This is a genomic window from Bacillus siamensis KCTC 13613 (assembly GCF_000262045.1).
Classification (GTDB): Bacteria; Bacillota; Bacilli; order Bacillales; family Bacillaceae; genus Bacillus; species Bacillus siamensis.
This window is the reverse complement of sequence record NZ_AJVF01000040.1, coordinates 178244-200679: the sequence shown is the minus strand read 5'-3', so window position 1 is coordinate 200679 and position 22436 is coordinate 178244. Positions and strand designations below refer to the sequence as shown.

Sequence of the window (22436 nt, the reverse complement as noted above, 5' to 3'; positions counted from 1 at the left end):
TTAACTTAACAGCAGCATAAATGATTGAAGCACTGCAAGCTTTTCAGGAGCCAGCTTTTTTTTCAGCTGTGCGCGCTCCTCTGGTTCAAGCTTTTCAAACCGATGCAAGATCCCGGAGATGTTTTGATTCATGTGATCAATTTCCGATGCCAGATTTCCAATATCGTCAGGCAAGGCTGAAGAGGGAAACTGGTTCTCCAGTCGGTCTTTTATATCAGACAGGGCCAATCGCTGCTTTTTACAAGCGACTATAAACTTTAACCGGTTGAGTGCAAGTGTATCGTAGTAACGATAGTTTGAACAAGACCTGCCAGGCTTTAAAAGCCCGAGGTTTGTGTAGTAATCCACCGTGCGTTTCGTTACACCGGCAAGCTCTGCTAATTCACTGATGCGATAAGTCTCAGCCCCATCTAAATCCCTCCCCAACCATCACGTTATAGTTATGAGAATAGTTTAATATATGAAGGGGAGTTTGCACAAGTTTATTGTTTTCCGTCTTTCTCTTGAAACCGGGCGGCATGATCCTGAAAAAGCGTTGACTGCGCTATGTAAATCTTTCATAATCATTGTAAATAGAAACGGCAGAAAAAGACAGAAGGGACAGATGACAATGAGCGGTTTATCACGGGAAGTGACAGAAAATCTGGAGAAAGGATCATGGATACGCAAACTATTTGATGAAGGCGCGCGGCTGAAAAAAGAATTCGGCGCCGATAAGGTGTTTGACTTTTCTATAGGAAATCCGGTTGCGGAGCCTCCGGAAACATTTAAAAAGGCGCTTTGCGAAGCGGCTGAAACAGGACGGCACGGATATATACAAAACCAAGGGCTTCCTGAGGCGAGAGAGAAGGTTGCGGGCTTTTTGTCAGAGCGGTTCCAGACTGAAATTTCTGCCAGACATACAGTGATGACGGTCGGAGCCGGCGGAGCGCTGAATGTTGCGCTCAAGAGCATATTGAACCCGGAGGAAGAAGTCATCCTTCTGGCGCCTTATTTTGCGGAATACAAAGCGTATGTTGAAAATTACCGCGGCAGACCCGTCATCTGTCCGCTGACTGACTCATTTGAGATTGATATTGAAGCGGTGAGAGAAGCGATCACTCCCCGTACGAAAGGGCTGATCGTCAATACGCCGCATAATCCGACGGGAACGGTGCTGAGCCAGAAAAATCTTAATGAATTGGGCGCCTTACTAAAAGAAGCCGAGGAACGGAACGGACAAAGCATCTTTATTTTATTTGACGAACCATACAGCCAGCTGATCTACGGCGAAGAGCAGGCGAATCCGTTTCAGGCGTATCACCGCGTGATTTTAGTCAGTTCGTTCAGTAAAGATCTCGGCATTGCGGGGGAAAGGCTTGGGTATATCGCAGTTGACGCCCAAATGCCTGAGGGGGATCTTCTGACGGATGCGTTCGTTTTCTGCAACCGGACGCTCGGTTTTGTAAACGCTCCGGTCATGATGCAGCGCGCCGTGGCGAAAATGGATGATCTTTCGATTGACGCTGAACCTTACCGTAAGCGCAGAGACCTTATGGTGGACATCCTCACAGAAGCCGGTTTTGAATTTGAAATGCCGAAGGGAGGCTTTTTCGTTTTTCCTAAATCACCGATTGAAGACGAGGTGGCATTCTGCATGCATGCCGCACAGAAATACAAACTATTGATCGTACCCGGCAGCGGATTTGGAAGAAGCGGCTATTTCCGCCTATCTTTCAGCGTGCCTATAGAACAGATCAGACAGTCGCGGGACATTTTCAAAGCGCTGTATCAAGATTTTTCTTCATAGCTTCCAATACATATAGATGGGAGAACGGGCAAATGTCGAGGAGAAGTGTTGGCACGTCAGACATCAGCATTACAGGAATCGGGGTCTTAACCGCGGTCGGACAGGGCAAAGAGGCGTTTCTTGATGCGCTTATGGAAGGGCGGCACGCCTTTGATGTGATGAAACGCCCCGGCCGGCAGAAGGGCAGTTCGTTTATCGGCGCGGAGCTTAGCGAATTAACGCCGCAGGATGCACTGTCGAAACGATTGTACCGAAGGGCTCCATTATCAGGAAAGGCGGCGCTTATCGCTTTATATGAAGCATGGCATGACGCTCAATTAGACGGTGCTGATCACAGCCGCACCGGTCTGATCGTCGGCGGCTCGAATACGACGCAGCGCGAACTGCTGCAGACCTTTGAGAAAAACGGAGAAACGCCGCAATTTGTAAATCCGGTGTACGGGCTTTCTTTTATGGATACTGATCTATCAGGGCTTTGCACCGAGCAATTCGGGATAAAAGGGCCGGCCTTTACGGTCGGCGGCGCGTCGGCAAGCGGCCAGGCGGCGGTTATCCAAGCTGTCCAAGGAATCAATGGAGGCCTGTTTGACCGCTGTATCGTGATCGGGGCGCTGGCCGATCTGTCGTATATGGAGTGTCACGCTCTCCGCTCATTGGGAGCAATGGGCACTGATCAATTCGCTGAACATCCTGAAGCCGCCTGCCGCCCGTTTGACCGGCATACGGACGGTTTTATATTCGGAGAAGCATGCGGGGCGATTGTGCTGGAACGCGCTGAATCTGCCGAACAGAGGGGCGCGCGTTCGTGGGCCGGCTTAAAGGGCTGGGGGATGGCTTCTGATGCGAACCGCAACCCGAATCCTTCAGCAGAGGGCGAAATGACGGTGATCCGCCAGGCACTGGAGCGGGCCGGTCTTTCAGCAAAAGAAATTGATTACATCAATCCCCACGGCACCGGTTCGCCGATCGGAGATAAAACTGAGTGCCGGGCGCTTTCTGAAAGCGGTCTGGCCCACGCGCGGATTAATGCAACAAAATCGATCACCGGACACGGCCTGAGTGCGGCCGGAACGGTGGAAATCATTGCCGCACTATTGCAGATGCGGGAATCCAAGCTTCATCCGACCCGCAATTTAACGGAGCCGATTGACGATTCGTTTCAGTGGGTGACCGACGGGCCGAGCGCCCATACCGTACATCATGCGTTGAGCTTAAGCATGGGATTCGGGGGGATTAATACGGCGCTTTGTTTAGAAAATCATTTCCGAAGCAGATAACGGCAGTCTTCTTTTTTGAAGGCTGTTTTTTATATGATAAAAAATCTGAAAATGATGAAAGAATGGAGTTATGATACAATAAAATATACAAATGACAATCATGCTTTGACTTAGGAGGTGGCAGGATGGGGCCCTCTGTGTAGTCAATCGCCCATTTCGTTCCTCTCGCTTAAGAAAAAACGATGAAATCAGGAGGTGACGTCCTTATCCTTCAATTCGGGATAAGGTGAAATGGACGATATTGACAGTTTGATTTTAATCGGTGTGCTCATTGCGTTAACGGCGTTTTTCGTGGCGAGTGAATTTGCGATCGTCAGAGTGAGGAGATCCAGAATCGATCAGCTCATCTCAGAAGGGAACAGACGGGCAGTGCTCGCAAAGCGTATCATTATGGATCTTGATGAGTATTTATCCGCCTCGCAGCTCGGCATTACACTGACTTCTATTGGGCTCGGCGTACTGGGAGAGCCTGCATTTGAGCGGATGCTTCATCCTGTGTTACAGAGTATGGGGCTGCCGGATTCTGCTGAGCATGTGATTGCTTTTGCTGCGGCGTACGGGCTGATTACGTTTTTACATGTCGTCGTCGGTGAGCTTGCGCCTAAAACGGTTGCGATTCAAAAAGCGGAAAAGCTGACGCTATGGATTGCCGGGCCGCTTCGGTTATTTTACGTGTTCATGTTCCCGTTTATTTGGGTCTTAAACGGCTCCGCGAGGATTTTAACCGGTCTGGCCGGATTAAAGCCGGCATCTGAGCATGAAGGCTCCCATTCTGAAGAAGAGCTGCGGATCCTGATGTCAGAAAGTTTAAAAAACGGAGAAATCAATCCGTCCGAATATACATTTGTGAATAAAATTTTTGAATTTGATAATCGGATCGCCAGGGAAATCATGATTCCGAGAAAAGAAATCGCCGCTGTTTCCACTGATATGACCGTACCGGAAATGCTTGATATGATGCTGAAAGACAAGTATACGCGATGGCCCGTAACAGACGGGGACAAAGACAGCGTCATCGGCATGATCAATACGAAGCATCTTTTTTCAGATCTGCTGTTTATGACAGAAGATGAAAAAGCGGAAGTATCCATCACGTCTTACGTCCGCCCGGTCATTGAAGTCATTGAGACGATTCCGATACACGACCTGCTGATAAAAATGCAGAGAGAGCGGATTCATCTGGCGATATTGTCTGATGAATACGGCGGGACGTCCGGTCTTGTGACGACCGAAGACATCCTTGAAGAAATCGTCGGGGATATCAGAGACGAATTTGATGAAGATGAACAGCCGCTGATTCAAAAGCTGTCCGAACGTCATTATGTCCTGGACGGAAAGGTTCGGATCGATCAGGTGAATCTTCTGCTCGGCGCAGAGATTGAAGAGGAAGTCGACACGATCGGCGGCCTTGTGCTGAAGCGGAATATTGATATTTGTGCGGGTGAGTCGATACAGATTGGGGGATACACTGCCCTTATCTTAGAAATGGACGGCCGGTTTATTAAGCAGCTTGAATTAAAAGAAGAACAGGGCCGCCCGGGCGGTCAGGGGACAATAAACCGCCCGCTGCCCGTGCCTGAAACGGTCATGCTTCATAACGCAACCTTGAGCGAAAAATAAGCTCAAGGTTTTTTTAAATGGAAATGATAATGAAGCCGCACCAGAACACCAAAAGGCTTCCGGCTGCTGAAACTGCGATGTAAAGCAGGCTTTCCTTTATGCGGTTGTTCATCATCAGCTGCACGGCTTCAATACTGAAGGTGGAAAAGGTCGTAAACGCACCGAAAAAGCCTGTCGCAATGATGATGCCGGCTGAAGGATTATCCAGACCCAATCCGGTGAACATGCCGAGGCCGAAGGAGCCGAGCAGGTTGACAACAGCCATTCCAAGCGGAATCGGCAAACCCTTTGTCCTTTCTGAAACGGTTTGCCCCAGCAGAAACCGTAATACCGCTCCGATTCCCGCTGCAATGAGCATCAAGACAATCGTCATGGCGTATCATGCTCCCTTCCCGCGACGCGAAGAGCAATCCGCCGTCCCCAGAAAATGCCGGCGTATGCAAGGGCAAGACCGGCGAATAAAGTCGCGGCAGCATAACAAAAAGCCGCTGATGGAGACGATTGCAGCAAAAAGACGGTTTCTTTTGCGAAGGTGGACATCGTCGTGAAACCTCCGCAAAAACCGGTTCCGAAAAAGGCGGTCAGGAGAGGACGTTTAGCCCGAATGAGAAAATAACCCGTGATAAGGCCGAGTAAAAGGCTTCCCGCCGCGTTTTCGAGGAAAGCAGCCGCCGGGAATGACCGGCTGTGAATGTGTGTGCTCATTTCAAAGCGGAGCAAAGCGCCGAGCGCCCCTCCGATAAAAATTGCGATGTATTGTTTCATATCAGCCATCCTTAGAAATAAAATCCGGAAAATCAGTTACAATGCCGTCAACTTCCATCATTTGCAGCTTTTCGGCCGTCTTTTGATTTCTGACCGTCCAGGCAAATACTTTCAGACCGTGTTTGTGAGCGGTGGAAATCAAGAACCGATTCAGGCGGGTATATTTAATATTGACATAATGTACGGCTGATTTGTAGGCGTTCAGCTGGCTTCTGGAAAACCTTCCGAAACTGGGCCTGGCAATAATTGCAGTCGGAACCGACGGATACATATCATGAAAGGCCTGAATCGACTTCAGGCTGAAAGATTGAACGATATGATGCATGGAAAACCTGCTTAACAGCCGGCCGACTGCTTTTTCAAGACCGACTTGAGAAGCGTGCCCTTTCAGTTCAATTAAAAATCCGATTTTAGAATGGTAACGCTTCAAGACCTCTTCGAGCAGGGGAATCCGTTCCCCTTTAAACTCAGCCCCGTACCAGCTGCCGGCGTCCAGGGACTGCAGCTGCTTCAGCGTGAAATCTTTTACAAAACCAGAGCCGTCCGTCGTCCGGTCGACTCTGTCATCATGTATGACGACAATGTGTCCGTCTTTTGTGAGCTGGACGTCAAGCTCAATGAAATCAGCATTCATTTCGGCAGCGATATCAAATGCCGCAAATGTATTTTCGGGCGCATAACCGGATGCGCCGCGATGAGCGATGGTATACAAGCTTGTCAGCTCCCCTCATGGGCATTTCTGTTATTATATCAAATTCATATATGCACAGCGATTCAAACTGGTGAATGTGCGAAACAGTATTTTTTTGGAAAAAAGATAGTGCTTTTTTCGGTTTACATTCCGCAGTGATGATTTATAATGGCAAAAAGGAGGCGAGATCATGGGAAAAGGGAGATTGAAAGTGGAGGAAAGAATTAAAGCCGAAACCGATGCTGAGATCCAAAAAGCGACTCTCCTGAATCAGACACAATCGAAGAAGAAATAGTGCCTGCCCCTGTTGTATCTGGCTGAAAGATGAACGAATTTGTGAAAAACCCCGGCTGTGTTCTGCTGCCGGGGTTTTTCAGGCTTTCATAAAGACATTAAAAGAAGCTGATGTCCGAATGTTTTAGTATAATGGATTTTCGACAAGACAAAGGAGTATATGCCATGGTGACACATTTTAAGAGCTTTTTTACTCTTGACCATATTTTGCAGATCTGTATCAGCATTGGGATTTTAGCGGCTTTTCTCATTTTGAGAAAGCTGTTTGTCAAATACTTTTTCCAGCTTGTTTACAAATTGGCGAACAAACCGAAAACCGATATATTCAAACAGATTGCCGTAGCGTTTGATAAGCCGGCCAGGTGGTTTTTCGTTGCGCTGGGGCTGTTTTTAGCGATTGAGTATTCGCCGTTTTTAGACGGGCAGATGGACATTGTCAAAAAAATGTACCGCTCTCTGATCATAGCGCTGATCGCCTGGGGGCTTTGCAATCTGACATCGGCGTCTTCCTTTTTATTTCATAAAGTCAATCAGCGCTTTGAGCTTGATATGGATGACATTTTGGCGCCGTTTTTATCCAAGGTGCTTCGCTTTGTCATTCTCGCACTCAGCGTCAGCGTGATCGCACAGGAATTCAATTATGATGTAAATGGGTTTGTGGCCGGACTCGGACTAGGCGGATTGGCGTTCGCGCTTGCGGCTAAAGATACGATCAGCAATTTTTTCGGCGGCATAATCATCATTACGGAGAAGCCGTTTACGATCGGCGACTGGGTCGAGACGTCATCTGTGACGGGGGGCGTAGAAGATATCACATTCCGAAGCACAAGGTTCCGGACTGCGCAGGGGGCGCTCGTCACTGTGCCCAATTCAACGCTGTCGATGGAAGCCATCACAAACTGGACGAGAATGACGAAGCGGCAGATCACGTTTTCCGTTCGTGTCTCTTATGCGACGCCGATTGATCGTTTAGAGCGGTGCATCACGAGGCTCAGAGAAATGCTTCGTGAACATGAAGGCGTGCATGATGATACGATTATGGTTAACTTTGACGTGTTTGCGGACAGCTATTACAATCTTTTTTTCAACTTTTACACTAAGACCATCGTTTGGGCGGAAAGCCTGGACGTGCGGCAGGATATCAACCGCCGGATTATTGATATTTTTGCGGAGGAAGGCGTGGAATTCGCCTATCCGGGCCAGAATGTATTCGTAAAACAGAAAAGCCACGATGATCCGGTTCATGTGAAGGATCATTCCGGAGAAAAAGAACGGGCATAACAGGCGCCGTTCTTTTTTCATGATATGATAAAAAGAAAAGGCGGTGGAAGAGTGGAAGCGTTTATGACATTGATCAATCAGGCTGAACGTATCGCGGTGCTGACGGGAGCGGGAATGAGCACGGAATCCGGCATTCCAGATTTTCGTTCCGCGGGCGGTATATGGACCGAAGACACCTCCAGAATGGAAGCGATGAGCAGGGAATACTTTGAACGCCGTCCGCGTGACTTCTGGCCCAAATTCAAACAGCTGTTTCAGATGAAAATGAGCGGAAGCTATGAACCGAATGCCGGCCATAAGTATTTGGCAGACCTTGAAAAGCGGGGAAAGCAGGTAGACATTTTCACGCAGAATATTGACGGGCTGCATAAGAAAGCGGGAAGCAGCAGTGTCTATGAGCTTCACGGTTCAATTCAGACCGCCGCATGCCCCCGCTGCGGAGCGCGCTACGGGCTTTCTCATCTGCTGAAGGAAGAAGTTCCGGAATGTACGGCGGAAACCGGAGATCATGCGGTTTGCGGCACTGTATTAAAGACGGATGTCGTACTTTTCGGCGATCTCGTCCAGCATTTTGAAACCCTTTATGAAAAGCTTGATCAAGCTGATCTCCTTCTTGTGATCGGCACTTCGCTTGAGGTGGCGCCGGCAAGGTTTGTCCCAGAGGATGCGAGCCGGATTCCCGGTTTGAAGCAGGTGATCATTAATCTTGAGCCGACATATTGCGACCATTTATTTGATCTTGTCATCCATGAGAAGATCGGTGAATTTGCAAAGCGGATCAGCGCCGCGATATAAAAAAAGCCGGATCATATACAGATCCGGCTTTTTCTTATTCATGGACGGGAATCATCTGGTCCGTCAGAATATCAAAGGAGTAGCCTTGGGCTTTCAGTTTTTGGATCAGGCTCGGCAAAGCATGCACGGTCGCAGGCAGATCGTGCATTAAAATGACATGCGGCCTGCTCGTATGGACGCTTTCCAAATATGCGAGCTGATTCAATACTTCCGGCACGTACCGGGCATTTTTGTATTTCCAGTCCTCACTGTCAATCGTCCAGTCCCAGTACACGAAGCCGCCTCTTTCGAGATGTTTGATCTGGGTGTCTGTCAATGACGGTTTGCTGCCGTAAGGCGTGCGGACAAGATCCGTTTTCACTCCCGTGATGGCCTGGAGCGTATCACGTCCCTGCTGCATTTCTTTCAGCGGCGATGTCGGTGTTTGATAAAACAGGTGATTATCGTGCGTCACGCCATGCAGGCCGAGCGCGATTCCTTCCTGATTCGCTCTTTGCACGGAATGTCTATAGGCTTTCATCCGCGGTTCAAGCATAAAAAAAGTGGCCTTTGCGCCATTTGCCTTCAATACATTCAACAGCTGTTCAGTATAAGGAGACGGCCCGTCGTCAAAGGTTAAATATACCGTTTTTTTTCCCGTGTCCCGCTCTTTCTGCAAATGTTTAAGCAGGATGTCGGGAGAATCGTTTTTCAGCCGCAGGCTTTCTGTTTCATCTCGAAGCTGCCCGTTTGCAGTCACGGTGACCTGTTTATTTTTTGCGGCGGAAGCGGAATAACCCATTATGACGATTACCAGAAGCAGTCCGCACAAAACTGCTAAACTCGTAAGTTTAAAAGCTAATGAAAACAGAGAAGGGGAAGCACCTTCTTTTGTCTTGCGCATAACAATCTCTCCAGTAGCATAAATTTCTTCATAATGCCGATAACAGCAGAGGCTTGCATAGTGCCAAAAGTTAACAGCATATGTATGTCGAATCAAGTATACAGGAACAAAACTGGAAAAGACATAGAAAATATGTCGAATAATAAGATTTTAAGAAAAAAATAAACTCCGCTGCCTGCTTGTTCAATATGATAGAATAGTTGACAATAACAGCTGAGAATCCGCATCACGGCAGATAACGATGAGGAGGGTTTACATGAAGACATTGGTAAACGGCCAGTTGATTGATCGTGAAAAAGCCGCAGTTGATATTGAGGATCGCGGATATCAATTCGGTGACGGTGTGTATGAAGTCATCAGAGTATACAACGGCGTTTTATTCGGTCTGCATGAGCATATCGGCCGTCTTTTCAGAAGCGCCGCAGAAATCGGCATCACCCTGCCGTTCTCCGCAGAAGACATAGAATGGGATCTCCAAAAGCTCGTACAGGAAAACAAACTCATTGACGGCGGGGTCTATATTCAGACGACGAGAGGGAAGGCGCCCCGGAAGCACCAGTATGACGAAGGATTGGAGCCGCAGACAACAGCATACACCTTTTCAGTGAAAAAACCGGAAAATGAACAAAAAGCAGGGGCGCAGGCCATAACGGCCGAAGACAAGCGCTGGCTGAGGTGTGACATTAAGAGTCTGAATTTACTGTATAATGTGATGGTAAAACAAAAAGCCTATGAAGCAGGCGCTTATGAAGCGGTGCTGATAAGGGACGGAGCGGTCACGGAAGGAACCTCTTCCAATGTATACGCCGTCATAAACGGCACCGTCCGGACGCATCCTGCAAATGAGCTGATTTTAAACGGCATTACGCGGATGAAACTTTTAGGGCTGATGAAAGAAAACGGGATTGAGGTGCGGGAGAAGCCCCTTACTGAAGACGAACTCAGAAACGCGGATGAAATTTTCATCTCGTCGACAACCTCTGAACTAATCCCGATCGTAACCCTTGACGGAAAACCGGTCGGCAGCGGTGTGCCGGGTCCTGTAGCCAAAACGATTCAAGAGGCTTTTCAATTGAGCATTCAGCAGGAGATCGGCGTTCAGTCATAAACGAAAAAAGGCCGGAAACAATCCGGCCTTTTTGCTTCTGTCAGATAAAAAGAGACTCGACATGCTGAACGAGCACGCGGGAGATTTTCTCTTTTGAAAGACGCTCAGGTTCAAGCAGTGCATGCAGCGCCAATCCGTCGGCAATGGCATACAATTTCTCCGCTTCTGTCTCTTTATCAAGATTTGGTTTCAGATGCTTATTATCATCCAGCCAGTCAATCAGACCTCGTATATATGCCAAGATCCCGTCATGCTGGGGATGAAACTCTTCTCCCTTATGTCTGGCATAAGCTGTGAAAGCGAACCATACCTCCATTTCAGCCATCGTTTCTTCATCTGTCGGGATGATTTCAAGCATCAGACGCACCGCTTTTTCTTTCGGCGGCAGATCTTTCATGGCAACTTCGTTAATTCTGGCGGCCGCTTTTTCTTTTACGAGGGTCATCGCATACCCTAAAAGTTCGTCCTGAGTGGTGAAATAGTGCCTCAGCGCGCCTAAAGAAAGACCCGCTTCCCGGGCGATGTTTCTCACTGTCGCTCCTTCCATGCCCCGCTCCAAAATCGTCCGCCAAGTGGCTTCGGCTATTTGTTTTCTTCTTTTTTCATGATCGATGATTTTAGGCATGTCTCCAGTGTAACAGGAAAAAATATTTCTTGCAATTTTATAATACAATTGTATTAAATAAAAAGAGGTGTTACAATGCATTTTAGAAAACGATAAGGGGGAACCGGATTGAACGCGATTGCTTGGTTGATTGTCATTTGTGAGGCTGCTTTTTGGGCGGCTGTTATCTTCGGATTGGCGGCGCGGTATTTATTCAGGCGGCAAAAGCTCGGAATGTTTTTTTTCGCTCTCATTCCTTTACTTGATGCCGTATTGTTTGCGGCGGCTGCAGCTGATTTATACAGAGGGGCGACAGCGACTATGGCGCATGCAGTGGCGGCCGTTTATATCGGAGTGTCTGTCGCCTTCGGAAAAAGCATGATTCAATGGGCGGATGAGCGTTTCCGCTATTATGTCGTAAAGGAAGGGGCAAAACCGGTCAAGCGGTACGGACTGGATTATGCCAAACATTATGCAAAAGGATGGGGAAGACATGTATTAGCATTTGTCATCGGCGGCGTTCTTTTAGCCGGAACGGTATTTCTCATTCAGGACGCTTCCCGCACCGAAGCGCTCAGCAGGCTGTTGAAGGGCTGGTCTGTCGTGCTGTGCATTGATTTTTTGATCATGGCGAGTTTTTTTGTAATGCCGAAAAAAAGAGGAAACAGCCGGGAGCTTTAAAAAAAGCAGCTTTTGATTAAGCTGCTGTACAGAAAGGATTATTTTACGATCAGCACCGGAATGTCGGATTTTGATGACAGCTTTTCACTGACGCTTCCGAATAAAAGTTTTTTCAGCCTGTTCTGGTCCCTGCTCCCCATGACGATCAGATCCGCCGATATGCGGTCGGCATGTTCGATAATGGCATCAGCGGGATCACCTTCTAAAATGTCGATATCCCCGTCAATCTGGCTGTCGTTCATCAGCATTCTCGCTTCGGCAATGATTTCTTCCGTACGGTCTTCATAAATCATCGGGTCAGGGGGGATTCTTTCCGCTTGAAGCGGGTCGGGAACGCTTGCAATCCCGCCGCCGATATACGTGGCGCCGGCTCCCGGCCTCGGGGGATCGACAATCGTCTGGGTATCTTTTGCATTGTGAGAATGCACGACCGTTAAATTCGCGTGAAATGTTTTTGCAAGGTCTATCGCTTTTTGAAGCGCTTTCTTGCTATCATGACTTCCGTCAAAAGCTGCAATCAACCGGTCCGCGTGAAACATCGGCCTCATCCTTTCAGTAAAAAAGGTTTACAAAACGATACCCGTACGGAAGAAATCTAAAACCTGTATTGACAAAAAAAGGATTCGTTTATATGATAAAGGAATAATATAGGAAAAAAGGAGGTATGGATCATGTCAGCATTAAAGCTTGTCAAATCATCTTCAGCTGAATATCGGCGTAACTGCCATACATCTTCCGTTTTCTGAACATTTGCTTAAAAACGGTGCAGTCGCGCATAACAGGCGGGTCTGTACCTTATTTATAATAATAAGAGGCATGGAGCTGACGCTTCATGTCTTTTTTTATACAAAAAAATGAAGGAAAGACAGGTGTGATGCATGTGGCGGTATTAGCGAAAACAATGAAAAACAATCCGGAAAAACTTGATGGCGGCTGATTCATGAAAGGGGATGACGGTATTTGTTTACTGTATTAAAAAAGCTCGCTTGGTTTTTTAAAGCCTATTGGCTGCGCTATACGACAGCGATTGTTCTGTTATTGATTGTGAATGTCATTGAAATGTTCCCGCCGAAACTTCTCGGCAACGCAATAGACGATATGAAGGCGGGCGTGTTTACGAAAAGCGGGATGCTGTTTTACATATGTGTGTTTCTCGCTTTAACGGCAGCCGTTTATTTGCTGTCCTATTTTTGGATGTACCAGCTTTTCGGCGGGGCGAATGTCATGGAGAAAATTCTCCGATCAAAACTGATGGGAAGGCTTCTTCAAATGTCACCGCCGTTTTTTGAGAAATACAGAACGGGCGATTTAATGGCGCGGGGGACGAATGATTTGCAGGCCGTCAGTATGACGACGGGCTTCGGGGTCCTAACACTCGTCGATTCGACGATGTATATGCTGACGATATTTTTGACAATGGGGCTCCTCATCAGCTGGAAGCTGACATTTGCCGCGATTATCCCGCTGCCGATTATGGCGGCTGCGGTCAGTCTGTACGGAAAAAAGATCCATGAGCGGTTTACGGAAGCGCAGGATGCTTTCGGATCATTAAATGACAAGGTGCTGGAGTCGGTATCCGGCGTGCGGGTCATTCGGGCTTTTGTGCAGGAAAAAAATGATGTCAGCCGTTTCGGTGATATGACGGCGGATGTATACGAGAAAAACATGAAGGTGGCGTTTATCGATTCACTCTTTGAACCGACTGTGAAACTTCTTGTCGGACTCAGCTATCTCATCGGTCTCGGCTACGGCGCCTATCTCGTTTTTCAAAACCGGCTGACGCTGGGAGAGCTGGTATCGTTTAACGTGTATCTCGGAATGATGATCTGGCCGATGTTTGCGATCGGAGAATTAATCAATATCATGCAGCGCGGCAATGCCTCCTTAGACCGTGTCAATGAGACCCTTTCCTATGAGCCTGATGTGACAGGGCCCAAGCAGCCCGCCGATATTAAGGAGCCCGGGCGTCTTGTTTTTGAACAAGTGACTTTTACGTACCCGAGCGGAGCGGGACCGGCTGTTTCCGATGTATCATTTTCCGTTGAAAAAGGGCAGACACTCGGCATTGTCGGAAAAACGGGAAGCGGAAAGACGACGATCATTAAGCAGCTGCTGCGTGAATATCCGCCCGGTGCGGGAGCCATCACGTTTACAGGCGTTCCGATTCAGGAGATTCCGCTTGAGAAGCTCCGAGGGTGGATCGGCTATGTGCCGCAGGATCATATTTTATTTTCAAAGACGGTGAAGGAAAATCTGCTTTACGGTCGGCAGGACGCAACCGAAGAGGAAATCGGCAGCGCGCTGAAGGATGCGCATTTTAAACAAGATATCGGCATGCTTTCAGAAGGGCTTGAGACGCTTGTCGGCGAGAAGGGGGTAGCGCTCTCCGGCGGACAAAAACAGCGCATCTCAATTGCGAGAGCGCTTTTGACAGATCCGGACATTCTCATATTAGATGATTCGCTTTCTGCGGTAGACGCGAAAACGGAAGCTGCCATCATTGACAGCATCCGTAAAAAAAGGCGGCATAAAACAACGATTATCACTACTCACCGGCTCTCGGCAGTTGAACACGCAGATCTCATTCTCGTCATGGATGAAGGGCGGGTGTCTGAAAGAGGCACGCATCAGGAGCTGTTGGCGAAGAATGGCTGGTATCGCGAACAATATGAGAGGCAGCAGCTGCCCTCTCTTGAAGAAGGGGGGACGGGCGCATGAAGACCGGAAGAAGATTATGGAATTACGCGCTTCAATACAAAAAGCTGCTGATATGGGCGGTCGTTCTGCTCATTATTGCGGTCGGCACTGAGCTGACCGGACCGTTTATCGGAAAAAAAATGATTGACGACCATATTCTCGGCGTTGAAAAAACATGGGTTAAAGCCTCTGGGGACGATCCGGACGCCGTCAGGTTCAGAGGGCATGATTATGTCAGGGAGGACCGGCTCAAACCGGGGGCGGAGAAAACCGGAGAGGCACATATTTATCAAGTCGGTGCGGCCTACTATTTTGTTGAGGGTCCCGTCAGTTTTGACGGAAACCGTTCGGTGACTGACGGCCGGCTGACAATATCAAACGGTAAAGAAAGCAGGTCATATCCCGCTATTGCGTTATCCAAACAGGAAATTTTTCAATTTTACCGTCCGGAAATAAAAGGGCTGCTGACGTTGACCGCCATTTACGCGGGACTGCTCATGTTTTCCGTGTGCTTTCATTACGGCCAGCATTACCTGCTGCAGATGGGAGCGAACCGAATCATACAGCGTATGAGGCAGGATGTATTTTCACACATTCAGAAAATGCCGATCCGCTACTTTGATAATCTGCCTGCCGGAAAAGTCGTGGCCCGCATTACGAATGACACAGAAGCGGTCAGAGATTTATATGTAACGGTGCTGTCTACGTTTATCACAAGCGGCGTCTACATGCTCGGTATTTTTACGGCGCTGTTTATGCTTGATGTCAGACTGGCCGCCGTCTGCCTTTTGATTATTCCGATCTTAATGATCTGGTCGGTTGTGTACCGCAAATACGCATCCGTCTTCAACCAAAAAATCCGTTCCATTAACAGTGACATCAATGCAAAAATGAATGAGTCCATTCAAGGGATGCCGATTATTCAGGCGTTTCGCCGCGAGAAGGAAACGATGAAGGAATTTGAAGAATTGAATGAAGCTCATTTCCGCTATAAGAACAAAATGCTGTCTTTAAATTCCCTCATGTCCCACAGTCTTGTCAATGTGTTGCGCAATGTGGCGTTTGTCGGGCTGATCTGGTATTTCGGAGGCGCGAGTCTGAGTGCGGCCGGAATTGTTTCGATCGGCGTTTTATATGCGTTTGTTGATTATTTAAACCGTTTGTTCCAGCCGGTTACGGGGATTGTTAACCAATTTTCAAAGCTTGAATTGGCTCGTGTGTCCGCGGGCAGGGTATTTGAGCTTTTACAGGAGGAGGAAACGGAAGAAACAGGCGCTCCCGCAGACAGAAAGGCGGAAGGGACTGTGGAATTCCGCGATGTTTCTTTTGGGTATCGAAAGGGAGAAGAGGTGCTGAAACACATCAGCTTTACAGCTGAAAAAGGCGAGACGGTCGCCCTCGTCGGCCATACGGGTTCCGGCAAAAGCTCCATCCTGAATCTTCTGTTCCGTTTTTATGATGCCGAAAAAGGCGATATCCTGCTGGACGGAAAAAGCATATACGGCATGTCAAGACAGGAGCTGAGATCGCATATGGGGATCGTGCTTCAAGATCCGTATCTTTTCTCTGGAACGATCGGCTCCAATGTGACCCTCGATGATCAGCGTATTTCCCTGCAGCAGGCTGAAGAAGCGCTTCGGCAAGTCGGCGCCGCAGGCCTTCTGAAATCCTTGCCGAAGGGCATCATGGAGCCCGTCACGGAAAAAGGCGGAACACTGTCTTCAGGCCAGCGCCAGCTGATTTCTTTTGCAAGGGCGCTCGCGTTCGATCCTGCCATTTTAATTTTGGATGAGGCGACGGCGCACATTGACACCGAAACAGAAGCAATCATTCAAAAAGCGCTGCACGTGGTGCAAGAAGGGCGCACGACATTTATTATCGCCCACCGGCTTTCCACGATCAGACACGCAGACCAGATTCTCGTTTTGGAAAAGGGGCGCATCATTGAAAAAGGAAGCCATGACGAATTAATGGCGCAAAAGGGGCAGTACCATCAAATGTATGAATTGCAGAAAGGAACGGCGCAGTCCGCGGTGTAATCAGGAGGAGGGTGAATCAAAAGATTCGCCCTTTTTCAATTTAGTAAGCCAGTCCCACCCGTTTTCTGACAAACTGCGGGTTCATCAGTTCACGGTAAAGAAAATGCGCCGTGTCTCCGACGGTGATTTCAGTCCCGCCTTCAGGAAGCTGATCTTGTTCGAACCGGTAAACTCCGGCAGCTTCTCCGCCAGGAAGATAGGTGGGGCAGATGATCGTCCAGTCAATATCCTCTGCCAGAAGCATCTCGTATACGCGGGCGTGTTCCTTTGCGGCTCTTGTTGATTTTCGTTTTGATTCTGACGATTCAAAACGGTATTTGTCAGGCATAAGCCGTGATTGAAGGATACCCGCGGTTCCGATCGTAATCAGACGCTGAACATGATGCTGTTTCATGCTGTTAATTATATGGATCATAGCTGCTGAAAGGGTATCGTCACCGTCCGTGCCGAGACAGCTCACGACTGTGTCCGCTTTAGAAATCAATCGGCCGATATCCTCCCGCCGTCTGGCATTCCCTGTTATGATATGTTTTTCAGAAATGGGAAGGGCCGTTCCGGCAGATCTGACAAGAGCGAATATCTCAATGTGTCCGTGTTTCTGCGCTTCTTTTATAAAAGCCTGTCCGACTCTTCCTGTTGCTCCGAGTAAAGCGATATTCATGTAAAAAACCTCCTCGCCGCTCATTATATCATTCAAAGCAGCGGGGAAAAGAATACCTGTGAATAAAGGGGAGATGGTGGGCAACATATTCATTGACCAAAGAAACCGTTACGAACTGAAACAGCTCCCAATTGACTGAGGCAATGAATGACATGTTTTCCCTCCTTTTTTCCTAGGGTATGTGGAATAGGAAAAAGGGTGACGGCAATAAAAAGAAGACGCGGTATCCCGCGCCTTCTGTAAGCCATTTATTGAGTTATTGTACGCCTTGTCCGCCCATGTGCTGCTGCGCGAAAGATACTAAACGTTTAGTGATTTCTCCTCCGACAGAACCGTTTGCACGGGAAGTTGTTTCTCCGCCAAGGTTTACGCCGAACTCAGAAGCAATTTCGTATTTCATTTGGTCGATTGCTTGAGCAGCGCCAGGTACTAAAAGTTGGTTTGAAGAGTTGTTGTTTGCCATTTGTATGATCTCCTTTATAAAGTAGTATGGTTGGGTTTGCTGGAATTGCACCAGCTGATGGTTTCCGGAATGAAAACCATTGCCAGCTCGGCTTCACCCAATGGTGTTTGCCGCTTTGTACTACGTATTATGGTGAATCATAAGGCATCTCATTCGGAAAACCGGGTGGTAAATAGCGGAAGGAAAAAGAAAAGCCCAGCCTTTTGAGGCTGAGCTTTTAGCTTTCAGTCATATATGTGATAAAGCATTAATTCATGCAGCTCTTTTACGAGAGCCGGCTCTTCTTTCCCAGGATGTGTGTGTCCCCATTCAATGTCTCCGGACTTGTGGTAAATTCCTTCGTAATGCGTACCCTGCCAGTAAAACGAAATCCGCCATCCGGGCAGTTTCTCTTTTTTGAATAACGGTTTCCAGCTGAAGTGCGAAATCATGACGTTCACGCTCCTTATCGGGAAATGTTGATCCTGTTCATTGTAGCTCATAAGTTCTGTGCCTGTCCCGGGTCAACGAAAAAAAGGCGGCCTCACCGCCAAAGTTTTTCCGGGGCGGTAATGGACCGTTCTGATAAATATGACGCGTATTCAAAATTTCTCCGTTTTGTGAGGTAATCGACTGATCTCAGCTTCGGATGCGAGAAAATGCTCCGCCCGGGGCGGGAGTTGGCCTCAAACATCCAAACTTTCCCCGCCTCATCAACGCCGAGGTCAAAACCGATTTCGCCGATAAAGCCTTCAATATGTTCATTTAACACACGGCTGACCGCTAAGGCGGCTTTCGAAAGCTTCCGGATCATGCCGACTCTCTCTTTCGGATCGCCGTATAATTCAGCTAACGTTCTGACTTCCCCGCCGTTTGCCAGATGCGTTGTAATGCTGTTTCTGCCGGAAATTTTTGCTGCGATCGCCGTCACTGTCCATTTTCCCTCGGCATTTTTGTTCGTATGCACTCTGAAATCGACGGGGCGCCCGTCAAGCCGGATCAGGTCAATGCCTTGCTGCAATAAAAAAGCGGACGGGTCATTGTTTTCTTCAAATGATTTCATGAAGGATGCCGCATCTGCATAATCTGCCGTCACCACCGTTTTTTCCTCATTCGTGTATTTGACTGAGAAGCCGGCGTCTGTTTTTTCCAGCTTGTAAATTCCCGTTCCGAGTGTGCCGTCTGCAGGCTTGATAAATACGGTGTCAAACGTGCTGCATAACGTCTCTATCGCTTCTGCATTCGGCTGCAGGATTGATTTTGGCAGGAGAGAAGCGGTGAGACTGTTTTTTTTCAGAAGCTTGTGAATGTCCCATTTATTAAAGAATTGCGGATTAAACCAGGGAATCTGATAGTCATTCATCAGCCTATATTTTGTCTGCTGTAAAAGAGGAACCTTTTCCGTTTTTCGGCTCGGGAGCCTGTCATATACAACATTCGGAAGCGGGACGTCTGCCCGTTTCCAGCTGTTTTCTTTATAAATCAGCGCCTGGACTGTGCCTTCTTCCCAGTTGATCTGATGTGCCCCGAAAACGAAACAATATCCGTTCGCCTGCTCGTGAAGGGAGAGCAGCTTGGAAAAGAAGGAGGTGCGGTCTCTGAACGGGCGCTGCGCCGATGATGTGAACCCTGCTGTAAAAACGCCGATCAGCGGTCCGATATGCACCGTCTGGCCGTGGATGAGAAAATCAGCCCGGCTTTTATGCGGTATCATCAGCTCCTCAAATAAATCTTCAGAAAGGAGCGCGCTTTTTTCAAGAGATTGAGAAAAGGCCACACGGCATTTGACAACCTTGGTCCCGAAGGCAGCGGATAAAATCCCTTCCCGTTTCATGGCGGAGGGGAGATACAGCGTATTTTTGCTTTTTTTATCGATGCCGACCATCATCCCTTTATGATTCACGCGGAAGTGCTCCTTTCCGGTTTTCCTGTGACTGAAGATCGCGGAAGCGTTTCAGCGGACTGGTGTACAAATCCTCTTTCGCCTCGGGAGCCACGCTTAAAATGGCGTTCCGTCCCGGTTTTGAATTGACATCCAAAAGCCAGATGCGCCCGTCTTTGGCATAACAAATATCGAGCCCCAGCTCAAACAGCGGTCCGAATTGTTCATCAAGAAAATAAGGGACGGACTGGGTGATGGAAAAGACATCATCCAATAAAACGGCCTGCTGCTTTTTCGGAATTTCCTCAAACCAGGTGTCAAATTTAAGCGGCTCGGACCCTCCCCGCAAATGAGATAAAAGACCGTTCTGATAACCTCTTCGAATCGCTTTTCCGACCGTTTCCCAAGCCCCTGACTCATTTTTGCGCATGAAAATGCGGATGTCGCACGGGTGCTGTTCCTTATCCTGAATATTTAAGTAGGCTTGAAGCAAATAACGGTGCTGCAGCACTTTTTTGCACCAGGACTTAAAAGACACGTGGTTGGAAAACGTTTTTGTCTGCTTGTTTTTCCCGATATAGTAAGTGGCTGAAATTGATTTTTTCCCTGCTTTAAGGAGGATGATGCCTCTTCCTCCCGCGCCGAAAGCGGGCTTAAGTATACATGCTTTTTCTTTCGCTAAGTATGATTGCACCTCTTCATAACGGCTGACTTCGACCGTTTCAGGAATATAGGGACTGATCAGGTGATGCTCTTGGAGCGCATTCGTGACCGTCCATTTATCAGGAAGCCCGCGGCCGATAAATTCCGTTTTCGGATATTTTTTCAGCCATTCGACGATCGGTTTGGCTTTTTGAGCTTCAGCAGATTTTCCGTAAAAACAGCGGTCGTAAATAAATTCGGGAATATCAATTTCCGTTTCGTTCCATTTTCCGCTTTTCGGATGATACACGAGCGCTTTCACGCGTAAAGAATCCGGATAAATATCAAACGGTGTAAATCGGGCAAAGCGCACATTGTACTCTGGCGCTCTTTCAGCCAGTTCACCGGCGAAATCTTCTTCGTGCCGGCGGGATACGGACATAAAACCGAGTGTTGTCATGTTGTTACTCCCCCTTTATTCAAAAGCCGCTGATGAAACGGCCCTTCCATCCAATAGACATGTCAAGCGCAGCATAAAAGATGATCTACTGTAAAGAGTACGAAACAGCATCTTGCCTTATTCCTGAGAAACAACAATTCAGGTTCTTCATTTGCCCGCATTCACGCCAGCCTCTATAATACGAATAGATATATCATCTAGAAAAATAGAACATAAGATGGAGGCAGAAGAAAAGGAATGGGCATAGCAGGAACGTTTATATTTATGATTGTGATCGGAGCCGCGATCGGTGCGGTGACAAATCACCTTGCCATTCAGATGTTATTTCGTCCGTACCGTCCGTATTACCTGTTCGGAAAACGGATTCCGTTTACCCCGGGGCTGATCCCGAAAAGACGGGACGAATTGGCAAAACAGATGGGGCTCATGGTGACGAACCATCTGTTAACTCCGGAAGGCATAAAAAAGCGGCTTTTGTCAGATACCGTTAAAAACCAGGCGCTTGTGTTCGCCGAACAATTCACGCAAAAAATGGCCGCTTCCGATATGACGGTGCAGGAAGCTCTGGCCGCCGCAGGCATCCGGAATCCTCAGGAAAAAACGGATGCCTGGATTGACCGTTTTACAGATGAAAAGCTTTCGGAACTGTACCGGAAATATGAACACCGCGCCATAAAGGACTGGCTTCCTGATGAGCTGCAGAAACAGCTGGATGAAAAAGTTCCGATGGCCGCCGATTATATCCTGAAGCGGAGCATTGATTATTTTGAAAGTGAAGAAGGCAAAGACAGACTCGGCAATATGATCGACGACTTTTTGAATGCACGGGGGATGCTCGGCAGCATGGTGCAGATGTTCCTCGGTAATTCAAGTCTGGCAGACCGTGTGCTGCCTGAGCTGTTAAAGTTTTTGCACAACGATGAAACAAAAAAGCTTCTGACTGATCTGCTTTCTCAAGAATGGGGCAAGCTCAAATCTTATACACTTTATGAGGCCGACGAAAAGTGGAATGCGAAAGATCTGCTGTTCAGCCTGAAAAAACGGGCTTTGGCCGCGCTTCAAACCGCACCCTTTTTTGAGGGCCGGCTCGGTGACATCATCTCCCGCTATGAAGGGGAGATTACGGGAACGTATGCGCCGAAGCTGCTTGATGCAGCGCTCGGCAGTATTGCCGCTCATTTGGAAGATGTGCTTAAACGCCTTCGTCTTGAGGAAGTGGTCAAAGAGCAGGTTGATCAGTTTCCGGTTGAGCGGCTCGAGGAAATGGTGCTGTCGATTTCCAAGAGAGAATTTAAGATGATTACGTATTTAGGCGGTCTGCTCGGCGGGATCATCGGAGCAATCCAAGCTTTGTTTGTCATTCTTTTCTAAGGAAAACATCGGCCGAGGATGAAAGTCGCTCCGCAGTCTGTTATAGTGGAGTGGTATGTCTGAAAGGAAGAAAGGAGCGGTTACTATGGCAGTTCATTTTTATGATGCAGCATATGATCTTGAAAAAGCTTTGCGTAACAGTGATGAATACAGCCGTTTAAGAGGGCTTTATGATCAAGTAAACGCAGATGAATCCGCAAAACGCATGTTTGATAATTTCCGCAATGTACAGCTGCAGCTGCAGCAGAAACAGATGTCAGGTGAAGAAATCACTCAGGAAGAGGTAGAGCAGGCGCAAAAAACGGTTGCTCTTGTCCAGCAGCATGATTTGATTTCTCAGCTGATGGAGGCGGAACAGCGCATGAGCATGCTGATCGGCGAGTTAAACAAAATTATCATGAAACCTCTTGAAGAGCTTTACGGAAACCCGCAATAAGCTCCACCCCCTCCATCT

25 protein-coding genes are annotated in these 22436 nt (G+C 48.1%); 12 read left to right on the top strand and 13 right to left on the bottom strand.

Going from position 1 to position 22436, the window contains the following annotated elements:
* Window positions 1–426, bottom strand: coding sequence for a MerR family transcriptional regulator (locus Y79_RS0114755; protein ID WP_016938386.1), 426 nt, complete (start codon window positions 424–426; stop codon window positions 1–3).
* 178 nt (window positions 427–604) lie between these two features.
* On the opposite strand from Y79_RS0114755, the gene Y79_RS0114750 reads away from it, so the two are divergent.
* From Y79_RS0114750 to Y79_RS0114740, 3 genes are all read left to right on the top strand, one after another.
* The gene (locus tag Y79_RS0114750; RefSeq protein WP_029575333.1) at window positions 605–1789 is read left to right on the top strand and encodes a pyridoxal phosphate-dependent aminotransferase; all 1185 of its coding nucleotides are present in this window, start codon (window positions 605–607) and stop codon (window positions 1787–1789) included.
* A 32-nt stretch (window positions 1790–1821) separates the two neighbouring features.
* Entirely contained in the window at window positions 1822–3066 is a 1245-nt protein-coding gene (locus Y79_RS0114745; RefSeq protein ID WP_016938384.1) for a beta-ketoacyl synthase N-terminal-like domain-containing protein, read from the top strand.
* A 231-nt stretch (window positions 3067–3297) separates the two neighbouring features.
* On the top strand, window positions 3298–4686 hold the full coding sequence (locus tag Y79_RS0114740; RefSeq protein WP_016938383.1) for a hemolysin family protein: 1389 nt from the start codon (window positions 3298–3300) through the stop codon (window positions 4684–4686).
* 13 nt (window positions 4687–4699) lie between these two features.
* On the opposite strand, the gene crcB is transcribed toward Y79_RS0114740, so the two are convergent.
* From crcB to Y79_RS0114725, 3 genes are read right to left on the bottom strand one after another with little or no spacing between them, the layout of a single operon-like run.
* Window positions 4700–5059 (bottom strand): fluoride efflux transporter CrcB, encoded by a 360-nt coding sequence (gene crcB, locus Y79_RS0114735; RefSeq protein WP_016938382.1) that lies wholly within the window; start codon window positions 5057–5059, stop codon window positions 4700–4702.
* Window positions 5056–5451 (bottom strand): fluoride efflux transporter FluC, encoded by a 396-nt coding sequence (locus Y79_RS0114730; RefSeq protein ID WP_016938381.1) that lies wholly within the window; start codon window positions 5449–5451, stop codon window positions 5056–5058. The genes crcB and Y79_RS0114730 overlap by 4 nt, the downstream gene beginning before the upstream one ends.
* Window position 5452: 1 nt before the next feature.
* Window positions 5453–6163: a glycerophosphodiester phosphodiesterase gene (locus Y79_RS0114725; RefSeq protein ID WP_016938380.1), complete on the bottom strand. Its 711-nt coding sequence runs from the start codon at window positions 6161–6163 to the stop codon at window positions 5453–5455.
* 169 nt (window positions 6164–6332) lie between these two features.
* Here Y79_RS0114725 and Y79_RS1000000121305 point away from each other — a divergent pair, with 169 nt between their 5' ends.
* From Y79_RS1000000121305 to Y79_RS0114710, 3 genes are all read left to right on the top strand, one after another.
* Window positions 6333–6437, top strand: coding sequence for a YhdX family protein (locus Y79_RS1000000121305; protein WP_016938379.1), 105 nt, complete (start codon window positions 6333–6335; stop codon window positions 6435–6437).
* 164 nt (window positions 6438–6601) lie between these two features.
* The gene (locus tag Y79_RS0114715) at window positions 6602–7717 is read left to right on the top strand and encodes a mechanosensitive ion channel family protein (RefSeq protein ID WP_016938378.1); all 1116 of its coding nucleotides are present in this window, start codon (window positions 6602–6604) and stop codon (window positions 7715–7717) included.
* A 63-nt stretch (window positions 7718–7780) separates the two neighbouring features.
* A complete protein-coding gene (locus tag Y79_RS0114710) occupies window positions 7781–8512 on the top strand; it encodes an NAD-dependent protein deacylase (RefSeq protein WP_395941028.1) in 732 nt (243 codons plus the stop codon).
* A 34-nt stretch (window positions 8513–8546) separates the two neighbouring features.
* Here the strand turns inward: Y79_RS0114710 and Y79_RS0114705 are convergent, their stop codons facing one another.
* Window positions 8547–9395 carry a polysaccharide deacetylase family protein gene (locus Y79_RS0114705; protein ID WP_016938376.1) on the bottom strand — a complete coding sequence of 283 codons (849 nt, stop codon included), beginning with the start codon at window positions 9393–9395 and terminating at the stop codon, window positions 8547–8549.
* Window positions 9396–9651: 256 nt separating this feature from the next.
* On the opposite strand from Y79_RS0114705, the gene dat reads away from it, so the two are divergent.
* Entirely contained in the window at window positions 9652–10503 is an 852-nt protein-coding gene (gene dat, locus Y79_RS0114700) for a D-amino-acid transaminase (RefSeq protein WP_016938375.1), read from the top strand.
* A 40-nt stretch (window positions 10504–10543) separates the two neighbouring features.
* Here dat and Y79_RS0114695 read toward each other — a convergent pair whose 3' ends face one another.
* Window positions 10544–11128, bottom strand: a complete 585-nt coding sequence (locus Y79_RS0114695; protein ID WP_016938374.1) for a TetR/AcrR family transcriptional regulator — start codon at window positions 11126–11128, stop codon at window positions 10544–10546.
* 108 nt (window positions 11129–11236) lie between these two features.
* Between Y79_RS0114695 and Y79_RS0114690 the strand changes: the two genes are divergently transcribed.
* Entirely contained in the window at window positions 11237–11788 is a 552-nt protein-coding gene (locus Y79_RS0114690) for a hypothetical protein (protein WP_016938373.1), read from the top strand.
* Window positions 11789–11826: 38 nt separating this feature from the next.
* Here the strand turns inward: Y79_RS0114690 and Y79_RS0114685 are convergent, their stop codons facing one another.
* Window positions 11827–12327 carry a universal stress protein gene (locus Y79_RS0114685; protein ID WP_016938372.1) on the bottom strand — a complete coding sequence of 167 codons (501 nt, stop codon included), beginning with the start codon at window positions 12325–12327 and terminating at the stop codon, window positions 11827–11829.
* Window positions 12328–12748: 421 nt separating this feature from the next.
* Between Y79_RS0114685 and bmrC the strand changes: the two genes are divergently transcribed.
* On the top strand, window positions 12749–14506 hold the full coding sequence (gene bmrC, locus Y79_RS0114670; protein ID WP_016938369.1) for a multidrug ABC transporter ATP-binding protein BmrC: 1758 nt from the start codon (window positions 12749–12751) through the stop codon (window positions 14504–14506).
* Window positions 14503–16524 carry a multidrug resistance ABC transporter ATP-binding protein/permease BmrD gene (gene bmrD / locus Y79_RS0114665; protein WP_016938368.1) on the top strand — a complete coding sequence of 674 codons (2022 nt, stop codon included), beginning with the start codon at window positions 14503–14505 and terminating at the stop codon, window positions 16522–16524. The genes bmrC and bmrD overlap by 4 nt, the downstream gene beginning before the upstream one ends.
* A 40-nt stretch (window positions 16525–16564) precedes the next feature.
* Here bmrD and Y79_RS0114660 read toward each other — a convergent pair whose 3' ends face one another.
* From Y79_RS0114660 to Y79_RS0114635, 6 genes are all read right to left on the bottom strand, one after another.
* A complete protein-coding gene (locus Y79_RS0114660) occupies window positions 16565–17185 on the bottom strand; it encodes an NAD(P)-dependent oxidoreductase (RefSeq protein ID WP_016938367.1) in 621 nt (206 codons plus the stop codon).
* A gap of 28 nt (window positions 17186–17213) precedes the next feature.
* The gene (locus Y79_RS1000000121750) at window positions 17214–17339 is read right to left on the bottom strand and encodes a hypothetical protein (protein ID WP_016938366.1); all 126 of its coding nucleotides are present in this window, start codon (window positions 17337–17339) and stop codon (window positions 17214–17216) included.
* A gap of 102 nt (window positions 17340–17441) precedes the next feature.
* Entirely contained in the window at window positions 17442–17648 is a 207-nt protein-coding gene (locus Y79_RS0114650; RefSeq protein ID WP_016938365.1) for an alpha/beta-type small acid-soluble spore protein, read from the bottom strand.
* 224 nt (window positions 17649–17872) lie between these two features.
* Window positions 17873–18088, bottom strand: coding sequence for a YheE family protein (locus Y79_RS0114645; RefSeq protein WP_012117190.1), 216 nt, complete (start codon window positions 18086–18088; stop codon window positions 17873–17875).
* Between the two features lie 83 nt (window positions 18089–18171).
* Window positions 18172–19530 carry a YheC/YheD family endospore coat-associated protein gene (locus Y79_RS0114640; protein ID WP_016938364.1) on the bottom strand — a complete coding sequence of 453 codons (1359 nt, stop codon included), beginning with the start codon at window positions 19528–19530 and terminating at the stop codon, window positions 18172–18174.
* Entirely contained in the window at window positions 19520–20611 is a 1092-nt protein-coding gene (locus tag Y79_RS0114635) for a YheC/YheD family endospore coat-associated protein (RefSeq protein WP_016938363.1), read from the bottom strand. Before Y79_RS0114635 ends, Y79_RS0114640 begins: the two co-directional genes overlap by 11 nt.
* Window positions 20612–20848: 237 nt before the next feature.
* On the opposite strand from Y79_RS0114635, the gene Y79_RS0114630 reads away from it, so the two are divergent.
* Window positions 20849–21982, top strand: coding sequence for a DUF445 domain-containing protein (locus Y79_RS0114630; RefSeq protein WP_016938362.1), 1134 nt, complete (start codon window positions 20849–20851; stop codon window positions 21980–21982).
* Window positions 21983–22067: 85 nt separating this feature from the next.
* The gene (locus tag Y79_RS0114625; RefSeq protein ID WP_016938361.1) at window positions 22068–22418 is read left to right on the top strand and encodes a YlbF/YmcA family competence regulator; all 351 of its coding nucleotides are present in this window, start codon (window positions 22068–22070) and stop codon (window positions 22416–22418) included.
* The last annotated feature ends 18 nt before the right edge of the window (window positions 22419–22436 follow it).